This is a genomic window from Rathayibacter sp. AY1D9 (genome assembly GCF_002932395.1).
Classification (GTDB): domain Bacteria; phylum Actinomycetota; class Actinomycetes; order Actinomycetales; family Microbacteriaceae; genus Rathayibacter.
This window is the reverse complement of record NZ_PSVQ01000060.1, coordinates 1-10424: the sequence shown is the minus strand read 5'-3', so window position 1 is coordinate 10424 and position 10424 is coordinate 1. Positions and strand designations below refer to the sequence as shown.

Here is a 10424-nt window from a genome sequence, read left to right as displayed (position 1 = left end):
CCTCCCGACCCCGATCACCCCAGGAGTCCCCTCATGTCCGTCGTCCTCGTCGTCAACAGCGGATCGTCGTCGTTCAAGTACCAGCTCATCGAGATGACCACCGAGGAGACGCTCGCCAGCGGCCTCGTCGAGCGGATCGGCGAGGACACCGGCCGCACGAAGCACACCCGCGACGGGGAGTCGTTCGAGATCGAGGGGCCGATCCCCGACCACACCGCCGGCTTCGACGCGATGATCCGCGCGTTCGGCGAGCACGGCCCGAGCCTCGACGAGTTCCCTCCCGTCGCCGTGGGCCACCGCGTCGTGCACGGCGGCAAGCGCTTCTTCGAGCCCACCGTCGTCACCGACCTGGTCAAGATCAACATCGAGGACCTCGCCGACCTCGCCCCGCTGCACAACCCCGCGAACCTCGAGGGCATCGAGGCGGCGCAGAACGCCTTCCCGGACGTCCCGCACGTCGCCGTCTTCGACACCGCCTTCCACCACACGATCCCGGCCGAGGCGTCGACCTACGCGCTGCCCGCCGAGCTCGCCGAGAAGCACCGCGTCCGCCGCTACGGCTTCCACGGCACCTCGCACAAGTTCGTCTCGGAGGCCGCCGCCGCCTACCTCGGCCGCCGCCGCTCCGACCTGAAGACGATCGTCCTGCACCTGGGCAACGGAGCGTCCGCCTGCGCCGTCGACGGCGGCGTCTCCGTCGAGACCTCGATGGGCATGACCCCGCTCGAGGGCCTGGTGATGGGCACCCGCTCCGGCGACCTCGACCCGGCCGTCGTCTTCCACCTGGCCCGCAAGGCGGGCCTCTCGATCGACGAGCTCGACACCCTCCTCAACCGCCGAAGCGGCCTCCTCGGCCTCACGGGTCGCGGCGACATGCGCGACGTCCAGGAGGCGGCCGAGGCCGGCGACGAGCAGGCCCGCGCCGGGCTCGAGGTCTACTACCACCGCCTCCGCCACTACATCGGGGCCTTCTACGCCCAGCTGGGCCGCGTCGACGCCGTGGTGTTCACGGCGGGAGTCGGCGAGAACGTCGCCGCCGTCCGCGCCGGCGCCCTCCGCGGCCTCGAGGGCCTGGGCATCGAGCTCGACCCCGAGCGCAACACGTCCTCCGACCGCGGCGCCCGCCGCATCTCCACCGACGACTCCCGCGTCGCCGTCCTCGTCATCCCCACGAACGAGGAGCTGGAGATCGCCCGGCAGTCCTTGTCGGTCGTGTAGCGGCGGAGCCGCGACACGACTCGCGGCCGGCTTCCAGGGGTGGCGGCTCCCGTGGAGCGGGTCCTGTCGGGCTGCCCTGAATCGCTCGCACGCGGCGGTGCCCGCTCGTCGTGCGGCGGTGGCCCGTTGCGCGACCGCGGTCGGCTTCTCGTGGGCCTGCATCGCGCAGAGCCGGGTACGTCGGGCTGCCCTGAATCGCTGGCACGCGGCGGTGCTCGCTCGTCGTGCAGCGGTGGCCCGCTGCACGACCGCGGTCGGCTTCTCGTGGGCCTGCGTTGCGCAGAGCGGGTCTTGTCGGGCTGCCCTGAATCGCTCGCACCCGATTCCGGGTCGCGGCCCTCTGCCGAACACGCGGCGACCCTCGCTGGTCGAGTAGCCGCGGGACGCGGCGTGGCGAGAGCCACCGAGTACGAGGGGGATCTCGATGCGGCCGCTGTGCGGGCTGCTCCATCGGCAGGAGCCGGCTGAGGAGCCCCGGCTCAGGGCAGCAGGCGCGCGTCGCCCGCGTAGAGGTTGAAGCCGGAGCCGCGGCTGAAGCCGATCAGGGTGAGGCCGGAGTCGCGAGCCAGGTCCACCGCCAGCGACGACGGGGCACCGACCGCGGCGAGCAGGGGGATGCCGGCCATCACGGCCTTCTGCACCAGCTCGAACGAGGCGCGCCCCGACACCTGCAGCAGCGTCCCCCGCAATGGCAGCCGCCCCTCCCGGAGCCCCCAGCCGACCACCTTGTCCACGGCGTTGTGCCGCCCGACGTCCTCCCGGAGCACCAGCAGCGAGCCGTCCGCGTCGAACAGCCCGGCCGCGTGGACGCCGCCCGTCCGCTCGAACACCGCCTGCGCCTCGCGGAGCCGATCGGGGAGCGAGACCAGCAGCTCCCGCTCGACCCGCAGGTCGTCCTCCGCGACGCTCCACGCCGAGTCGGTGGCGACCGCCTCGAGTGACGCGAGCCCGCACACTCCGCACGAGCTCGTCGTGTACACCGACCGCTCGCGCTCGAGCAGCACGGCCTCCCGCCCGCCGCGAACGCTCGCGTCGACCACGTTGTACGTGTTCTCGCCCGGCCCGGAGCCGCTCGCGCAGTAGCGCATCGCCGCCAGCTGCTCCGACTCTGTGAGCACCCCCTCGGACACCAGGAATCCCGCGACCAGGTCGAAGTCGTCGCCGGGCGTGCGCATGGTCACGCTGAAGCGCCGTCCGCCGACGCGGATCTCGAGCGGCTCCTCGACGGCCAGGACGTCCTCGCGACGGCGGGGCGGATCGTCGGCGCGGACGGCGGTCAGGCGGGTGCGGGCGACACTGCGGCTCATGGGTCTCCTCAGGCGGTGGAGGTCATCCTCCCACCGGGAACCGGGAGCGATGCCGGGGTGCGGACGTACGATGCAGGAATGGTCGATGACGCCGAGCCCCGCGAGAGTCCGATCGACGAGAGCCGCCTCTCCGTCCGGTCGCCGAAGAGACGCGCCGTCGGGATCCCCGGCGTCGCCCACGCCCTCGAGATCTCGCTCAAGCAGATGGGCCCGGTGCGCAGCGCCGAGACGCTCCTGCGGGTGAACCAGAAGACCGGATTCGACTGCCCGGGCTGCGCCTGGCCGGAGGGCGACAAGCGCCACGTCGCCGAGTTCTGCGAGAACGGAGCGAAGGCGGTCGCCGAGGAGGCCACGCTCCGCACCGTCACATCGGCCTTCTTCGCCGCGCACCCCGTCGCGGAGCTGGAGGAGTGGGACGACTTCGCGCTCGGCCAGCAGGGCCGGCTGACGGAGCCGATGCTGCTCGAGGAGGGCGCCACGCACTACCGGCCGGTGGGCTGGGATGAGGCGCTCGACCTCGTGGCTGAGGAGCTGCGGGCCTGCGCGAGCCCCGACGAGGCGATCTTCTACACGTCCGGCCGGACCTCGAACGAGTCGGCCTTCGTCTACCAGCTGATGGTCCGCGGCTTCGGCACGAACAACCTGCCCGACTGCTCGAACATGTGCCACGAGTCCAGCGGATCGGCCCTCACTGAGACGATCGGGATCGGCAAGGGCTCGGTGAGCCTGCGCGACGTGGAGCGGGCACCGCTGATCATCGTCGCCGGCCAGAACCCCGGAACGAACCACCCGCGGATGCTGACCGCGCTGGAGCGCGCCAAGCGCGCCGGCGGCACCATCGTGGCCGTGAATCCGCTGCCGGAGGCGGGGCTGCTCCGCTTCCAGAACCCGCAGACCGTCCGCGGCACCCTGGGCGACGGCACGGCCCTCGCCGACCACTTCCTCCAGGTCCGGCTGGGCGGCGACCAGGCCCTGTTCCAGGGTCTGGGCAAGGCGCTGCTCGAGGCGGAGGAGGCGCGCGGCGACGTCTTCGACCACGCCTTCATCCGCGAGAGCACCGGCGGCCTCGCCGAGTACCTCCACGGGCTGCGGGAGGTCCAGTGGGACGAGATCGAGCGGGCGAGCGGGATCGACGAGACGCGCATCCGCACCGTCGCCGAGCTGATCGCGGCGTCCGAGGGCACCGTCGTCTGCTGGGCGATGGGCCTCACGCAGCACGCGCACTCGGTCGCGACGCTCAAGGACGTCGTCAACGTGCTCCTGCTCACCGGCAACATCGGCAAGCCCGGCGCGGGCGTCTGCCCGGTGCGCGGCCACTCGAACGTGCAGGGCGACCGCACGATGGGCATCTTCGAGCGGATGCCGGACTCCTTCCACGACGCGCTCGACCGCGAGTTCTCCTTCTCCTCCCCGCGCGTGCACGGGACGGACACGGTCGCCGCGATCCGGGCGATGCGCGACGGGAAGGCCCGCGTGTTCACGGGGCTCGGCGGCAACTTCGCCCGGGCGACGCCCGACAGCGGAGTGACGGAGGCGGCGATGCGCTCGCTCGCCCTCACCGTCCACGTCTCGACCAAGCTCAACCGCTCGCACGTGGTCACCGGCCGGCGCGCGCTGATCCTGCCCACCCTCGGCCGCACCGACTCCGACGTGCAGCGCTCGGGCGAGCAGCGGGTCACGGTCGAGGACTCGATGAGCGCCGTGCACGCCTCCCGGGGCCGCCTGCGCCCGCCGAGCCCGGGCCTGCGCTCGGAGGTGGCGATCCTCACGGGGATCGCGGAGCGGCTGCTCGAGGGCCGCGAGAACGTCCCCCGGGTCGACTGGGCGGGACTGCGCGACGACTACCGCCGCATCCGCTCGCACATCGCCAACGTCGTCCCCGGTTTCGACGGCTTCGAGGCCCGGATCGACGTGCCCGGCGGCTTCGTCCTCCCGCACCCGCCGCGCGACTCGCGCCGCTTCGACACCCCCTCCGGCCTGGCCCGCTTCACCGCGAATCCGCTCGAGTACCCGCGGGTTCCGGAGGGCAGGCTGCTGCTGCAGACGCTGCGCTCGCACGACCAGTTCAACACCACGATCTACGGCAAGGACGACCGCTACCGCGGGATCCACGACGGCCGCCGGGTGGTGTTCGTCCACGCCGACGACGTCGCCGAGCTGGGCTTCGCGGACGGCGCGATGGTCGACCTGGTCTCGGAGTGGCCCGACGGCGTCGAGCGGCGGGCGGAGGCGTTCCGCGTCGTGGCGTACGACACGCCCCGCGGCTGCGCGGCCGCCTACTACCCCGAGACGAACGTCCTCGTACCGCTGGACTCGACCGCGAAGATCAGCAACACGCCGACCTCGAAGTCGGTCGTGATCCGCCTCGAACCGGCGGCGTAGGCCTCACCAGGGCAGCGGCAGCAGGCGCACCGAGTCGCCTGCTGCCGCTCCCGGTGCGGGCACGACGGCCACGGCCTCCGAGGCGGCGAGACCGGTGAGCATGTGCGAGCGGATGCCGGCGGAGGCCCGCCAGCCGTCCTCGCCGGAGGAGACGGGCACGAGCACCGTGGTCCCCGCGCGCCCGAGCGGCTCGGCGAGGACGCCCCGGCCGAGGGGCCGGGCAGCGGCGCCGGACGCCGCGTCGAGGGCCGGCGGCAGGAAGGAGACCGCCGCGAGCAGGGCGGCGAGCGGGTTGCCCGGCAGCGCGATCACCAGCGTCCCGCCCGGCAGCAGCGCAGCCATGGTCGGGTGGCCGGGGCGCATTCCGACGCCGTCGACGAGGACGCGCGCGCCCACCGCATCGAGGGCGCGACGGACCGCGTCCACCCGGGAGCGCCCGGTCCCGCCCGTCGTGAGGAGGATCGGCGCCGTGCCCGCCAGCAGCGTCCGTGCGATCGCCTCCTCGTCGTCGCCGCGGCGCACGACCTCTCCCACGGCTCCGCCCGAGAGCTCGACCAGCGCGGGCAGCAGCGGCGTGAACGCGTCGCGCACCCGTCCGGCGGGCGGCATCCCCTCGGTGTCGACCTCGTCCCCCGTGAGGAGCAGGTCGACCGCGGCGGTCGGGCGGACGTCGAGCGCGTCGATCCCGGCGACCGCGAGCAGGGCGAGGTGCGCGGGAGTGAGGCGGGTCCGGGCATCGACCAGCACGGCTCCGCGGGCGGCCTCGTCGCCCGCGCGCCGGACGTGGCGGCCGGGCGGGAGGGGCGCCCGCGCCGTGAGCAGGTCGTCGCGGACCGCGCCCTGCTCGGACGGCAGCACGGCGTCGCTCCAGTCGGGCACGGCGGCTCCGGTGACGATCGGCGCGGCGGTGCCGTCCTCGAGCGGCCAGGGCCCGGGTCCGCGCACGGCCCAGCCGTCCATGGCCGAGGAGTCGTAGTGGGGGAGCGGCCGGGCGGCGGTGACGGCGCGGTCGAGGACGGCTCCGCGGGCGTCGAGGAGGGGGACTGTCGAGACGCCGGAGCGCGCCACCGCTTCGCCGACGATCCGCCTGGCCTCGTCCCAGTCGGTCGCCTCGTGCCCGTGCGCGCTCATCCCGTCCATTCTCCCGGGGCTCGGGGCGGGCCCTGGGCAGGACCCGCCCCGTCGGTCATCCCAGGTAGCCGTTCGGGTTCAGCACGAACTTCTTCGCGGCGCCCTTGTCGAAGTCGGCGTAGCCGCGGGGAGCGTCGTCCAGGCTGATCGCGGTGGTCTGGACCGCGTCGGCGATGTGGACCCGGTCGTGCAGGATCGCCATCATCAGCTGCCGGTTGTACTTCATGACCGGGCACTGGCCCGTGGTGAAGGACAGCGACTTCGCCCAGCCGAGCCCGAGGCGGATCGACAGCGAGCCCTCCTGGGCCGCCTCGTCGACTCCGCCCGGGTCGCCCGTGACGTAGAGGCCCGGGATGCCGAGGGCGCCGCCCGCCGCGGTGATCGACATCAGCGAGTTCAGCACCGTCGCCGGCGCCTCCTTCCCCGAGTCGGCGCCGTTGCCGTGCGCCTCGAAGCCGACGGCGTCCACTCCGCAGTCGACCTCGGGCACGCCGAGGATCTGCTCGATCTGGCCGGCCGGATCGCCCTTCGAGACGTCGACCGTCTCGCAGCCGAAGGAGCGCGCCTGCGCCAGACGCTCCTCGTTGAGGTCCGCGACGATCACGACGGCCGCTCCGAGCAGCTGCGCTCCGACCGCCGCGGCGAGTCCGACCGGTCCCGCTCCTGCGACGTAGACCGTGGAGCCGACGCCGACCCCGGCGGTCACCGCGCCGTGGAAGCCCGTCGGGAAGATGTCCGAGAGCATCGTCAGGTCGAGGATCTTCTCGAGCGCCTGATCGCGGTCCGGGAACACCAGGAGGTTCCAGTCGGCGTAGGGGACCATCACGTACTCGGCCTGCCCGCCGACCCAGCCGCCCATGTCGACGTAGCCGTACGCGCTGCCCGGGCGGTCCGGATTCACGTTGAGGCAGATGCCGGTCTTGCGCTCCTTGCAGTTGCGGCAGCGGCCGCAGGCGATGTTGAACGGCACGGACACGATGTCGCCGACCTTGACGAACTCGACGTCGGGGCCGACCTCCACGACCTCGCCGGTGATCTCGTGGCCGAGCACGAGGTCCGACGGAGCGGTGGTGCGGCCGCGGACCATGTGCTGGTCCGAGCCGCAGATGTTGGTGGAGACGGTGCGGAGGATGGCGCCGTGCGGCAGCTTCCGCCCGATGTTCGCCGGATTGACGCCGGGTCCGTCCTTCAGCTCGAAGGTGGGGTAGTCGATGTCGATGACCTCGACGACTCCGGGGGACTTGTAGGCGACGGCTCTGTTGCCTGACATGCGGGGCTCCTTCAGATGGACGACCGCGGCGCAGTCGGCCGCGGGAGTCCTGCGCCGCTCTCGGTCCGAGCCGCGGCACCGGGACTCGGGGGAACCGTACGGCGTCGGCCTGGTGCCGGATCGAGGCCGGTGGAGTAGCGTCTCAGGAGGCGTGCGGACGCTCGTCCACCGCCCGGTGCGAGGCCGTGAGCGCCGCGTCGAGCGCGTCCCGGCCGCCCCCGGCCAGGCCCGCCGCGTAGCCCGCGAGGAACGTGGTCAGCGGAGCCGCCGGCCGGACCACTCCGTGCGCCGCGCGACCGGCGAGGGCGAGCAGGGCGTCCGGGTCCACCGGGACCTCGCTGAGGCCGAGCGCGGAGCACAGCTCGGCCCACCAGCCGGCGAGCACCTCCTCCGTGGGGCGGGCGCCGTCGGAGGCGGAGGGGCGGGGGCCGGTCGTGTCGTCCATCCGCTCAGTCTGCGCCGCGCGGGCCCGGCAGGTCGATCCCGTGCCGGTGCGCGTCGGCGGGCGCGTCGACGTCGTCGGTCGTCCCTCCGGGCACCGTCACGAGCCGCGGGGGAAGGTCCCGGAGGAGGGCGCGCACCGAGGAGCCGTCGGGATCGCCGAGCGCGGTGAGCGCTTCGACGAGGGCCGCTCGCCGGTGCACGCCGAGGAGCTGCTGGGCTCGGCCGCTCGCGTCGACGGCCAGGAGGGAGGCCTCGACGGCGTTCGACGCGACCTCGAGCAGGGTGTGCACGGCGGGAGCGGGGGCGACGAGATCGGCGGCGAGCACGACGACCCAGTCCGGAGCGCCCGGGCGGTCGAGCAGGGGCAGCGCGGCGGCCAGGCCCGCGACCGGGCCGCCGAACGGCGGATCCTCCTGGACGAGCTCGGCGCCGTCGACGGCCGGTGCGAGCGACGACGGTCCGGCCACGACCCTCCGCTCGGCTCCGCGCACGGCTGCGAGGGCGGTGCCGAGGAGCGTCGACTCGCGGTGCCGGAGGAGCGGCTTGACCGCGCCGCCGAGGCGGGAGGCGCGTCCGCCGGCGAGCACGACCGCGTCGAAGCGGGGGAGCGGAGGCGGCGGGAGCACGGGACCGAGGCTACGCGCGCTCCGGTCTCCGCCGTCCCGGCTCCGGTGTCGGAGGTCGCGGCTACTGTTGACGGGTGGTAGCAGCCCTGTATCGCCGGTACCGGCCCGAGACGTTCGCCGAGATGATCGGCCAGTCCCAGGTGACGGATCCGCTCATGACGGCGCTCCGCACCAACCGCGTCAACCACGCCTACCTCTTCAGCGGCCCCCGCGGCTGCGGCAAGACCACCTCGGCGCGCATCCTCGCCCGCTGCCTCAACTGCGCGACGGGCCCGACCGACACCCCCTGCGGCGTCTGCGACAGCTGCGTCGAGCTCAGCCGCGAGGGCCAGGGCTCGCTCGACGTGGTCGAGATCGACGCGGCGAGCCACAACGGAGTCGACGACGCGCGCGATCTGCGCGAGCGCGCCATCTTCGCCCCGGCGCGCGACCGCTTCAAGATCTTCATCCTCGACGAGGCGCACATGGTCACGCCGCAGGGCTTCAACGCGCTGCTCAAGATCGTGGAGGAGCCGCCGGAGCACGTGAAGTTCATCTTCGCGACCACGGAGCCGGACAAGGTCATCGGCACGATCCGCTCGCGCACGCACCACTACCCGTTCCGGCTCGTCCCGCCGGCGCAGATGCTCGACTACACGCAGGAGCTCTGCGAGCGCGAGGGCGTGCACGTGGCGGCCGGCGTGCTGCCGCTCGTGGTCCGCGCGGGCGGCGGGTCCGTCCGCGACACGCTCTCCCTGCTCGACCAGCTGATGGCCGGCTCCGAGGCCGAGACCGTCGAGTACGAGCGGGCCGTCGCCCTCCTCGGCTACACCCACGGCGCCCTGCTCGACGAGGTGGTCGACGCGCTCGCCGAGCACGACTCCGCCGAGGCGTTCGGAGCGGTCGACCGCGTCATCCAGACGGGGCAGGACCCGCGCCGCTTCGTCGAGGACCTGCTCGAGAAGCTCCGCGACCTGATCGTCGTCGCGGCGACCGGGGGAGCGGCCTCGGCCGTGCTCCGCGGCGTCTCGCAGGACGAGCTCGACCGCATGGCCGGCCAGTCGCGCGCGCTCGGCCTGGCCGAGCTCTCGCGCATCGCCGACGTGGTCAACGAGGCCCTCACCGAGATGACCGGTGCGACCTCGCAGCGCCTGCACCTCGAGCTGATGATCGCCCGCACCCTGGTGCACGGCACCGGCGCCGGCATCGCGCCCGCTGCGGCCCAGGAGGAGCGCCCGCGGCACGTGGCCGCGCCGCGCGAGTCCGCGGCGCCCGCCCCGCGGTCGTCCGAGGCGTCGCGCGCGTCCGAGCCGTCCCGTGCGCCCGAGCCCCACCACGCCTCGCACGCCGCCGCTCCCGGCTCGGTGCCCGAGTCCATCGCGGCCGCTCCGCGCACCGAGGCGCCGGTGACGGCGTCCGCACCGGTCGCTGCGCCGCCGGTGACGGCGCCCGACGAGACGGCGGCCGCCCCGGAGGCGGACGAGTCCGCGCCGGCCGAGTCAGGACGCCCCCGCGCGACGACCGCCGCGGCGGCTCGTCCGGAGCCGGTCGAGCAGGAGCCGTCGGATCAGGCCGCTGCGTCCACTGAGGCGGCCGCCGCCTCCGCGGCCGCCGCCTCCGCACCCGCTGCGGCCGCGGGCGACGCACCCGCCGACGGCGCGGTCACCCTCCAGCGGATGAAGGACACCTGGCCCGAGATCCTCGAGGTCGTGCAGAAGGCGAAGATGACCGCCTGGCTGGTGGCCTACACCGCCCAGGTGCGCGCCCTCAAGGACGACGTGCTGACCCTCTCGTTCCCGAGCCAGAACGACGTCGAGTCGTTCAAGATGCCGGGAACCGCGGGGCAGCCCGGAGTCAGCGAGTACCTGCGTCAGGCGATCCAGCAGGTCCTCGGCCTGCGGGTGAAGTACATCGCCCGCGTCGAGCCTCGCGCAGCCGCCCCGGAGGCCGAACGCGCCGCCGTCGAGGCGACCGCCGCGCCCGCTCCGGCTACGCCGATCCCGGCCGCGACCGGCTCCGACGGCTGGGCCACGGTGGCGATCCCCGCCGATCCGACCCCTGCGGCCG

General features: G+C 73.9%; 8 protein-coding genes. 3 read left to right on the top strand and 5 right to left on the bottom strand.

The annotated features are described in order from the left end of the window. Positions 1-33 precede the first annotated feature (33 nt). On the top strand, positions 34-1218 hold the full coding sequence (locus tag C5C50_RS16190; RefSeq protein WP_104251116.1) for an acetate/propionate family kinase: 1185 nt from the start codon (positions 34-36) through the stop codon (positions 1216-1218). 479 nt (positions 1219-1697) lie between these two features. Here C5C50_RS16190 and fdhD read toward each other — a convergent pair whose 3' ends face one another. Then, on the bottom strand, positions 1698-2525 hold the full coding sequence (fdhD, locus tag C5C50_RS16185; RefSeq protein WP_104225120.1) for a formate dehydrogenase accessory sulfurtransferase FdhD: 828 nt from the start codon (positions 2523-2525) through the stop codon (positions 1698-1700). A gap of 78 nt (positions 2526-2603) precedes the next feature. On the opposite strand from fdhD, the gene C5C50_RS16180 reads away from it, so the two are divergent. Continuing rightward, positions 2604-4907 (top strand): FdhF/YdeP family oxidoreductase, encoded by a 2304-nt coding sequence (locus C5C50_RS16180; protein WP_104273918.1) that lies wholly within the window; start codon positions 2604-2606, stop codon positions 4905-4907. Between the two features lie 3 nt (positions 4908-4910). On the opposite strand, the gene C5C50_RS16175 is transcribed toward C5C50_RS16180, so the two are convergent. The 4 genes from C5C50_RS16175 to C5C50_RS16160 form a co-directional block, all read right to left on the bottom strand. Beyond that, positions 4911-6038 (bottom strand): molybdopterin molybdotransferase MoeA, encoded by a 1128-nt coding sequence (locus tag C5C50_RS16175; protein ID WP_181069251.1) that lies wholly within the window; start codon positions 6036-6038, stop codon positions 4911-4913. Positions 6039-6093: 55 nt separating this feature from the next. Beyond that, positions 6094-7308, bottom strand: a complete 1215-nt coding sequence (fdhA, locus tag C5C50_RS16170) for a formaldehyde dehydrogenase, glutathione-independent (RefSeq protein ID WP_104273917.1) — start codon at positions 7306-7308, stop codon at positions 6094-6096. A gap of 142 nt (positions 7309-7450) precedes the next feature. Next, positions 7451-7753 (bottom strand): DUF6457 domain-containing protein, encoded by a 303-nt coding sequence (locus C5C50_RS16165; RefSeq protein ID WP_219814118.1) that lies wholly within the window; start codon positions 7751-7753, stop codon positions 7451-7453. A 4-nt stretch (positions 7754-7757) separates the two neighbouring features. Further along, complete coding sequence (locus C5C50_RS16160; RefSeq protein ID WP_258063529.1) at positions 7758-8378, bottom strand: molybdenum cofactor guanylyltransferase; 621 nt, start codon at positions 8376-8378, stop codon at positions 7758-7760. 74 nt (positions 8379-8452) lie between these two features. Here C5C50_RS16160 and C5C50_RS16155 point away from each other — a divergent pair. After that, positions 8453-10424 (top strand): DNA polymerase III subunit gamma and tau (locus C5C50_RS16155; protein ID WP_104273919.1); only part of this gene is annotated, 1972 nt, incomplete at its 3' end.

Excerpts from the sequence above, each read along its gene's own strand:
- C5C50_RS16180 (WP_104273918.1), top strand. The coding sequence starts at position 2,604 with ATGGTCGATGACGCCGAGCCCCGCGAGAGTCCGATCGACGAGAGCCGC.
- fdhD (WP_104225120.1), bottom strand. The coding sequence starts at position 2,525 with ATGAGCCGCAGTGTCGCCCGCACCCGCCTGACCGCCGTCCGCGCCGAC.
- C5C50_RS16190 (WP_104251116.1), top strand. The coding sequence starts at position 34 with ATGTCCGTCGTCCTCGTCGTCAACAGCGGATCGTCGTCGTTCAAGTAC.
- fdhA (WP_104273917.1), bottom strand. The coding sequence starts at position 7,308 with ATGTCAGGCAACAGAGCCGTCGCCTACAAGTCCCCCGGAGTCGTCGAG.
- C5C50_RS16175 (WP_181069251.1), bottom strand. The coding sequence starts at position 6,038 with ATGAGCGCGCACGGGCACGAGGCGACCGACTGGGACGAGGCCAGGCGG.
- C5C50_RS16165 (WP_219814118.1), bottom strand. The coding sequence starts at position 7,753 with ATGGACGACACGACCGGCCCCCGCCCCTCCGCCTCCGACGGCGCCCGC.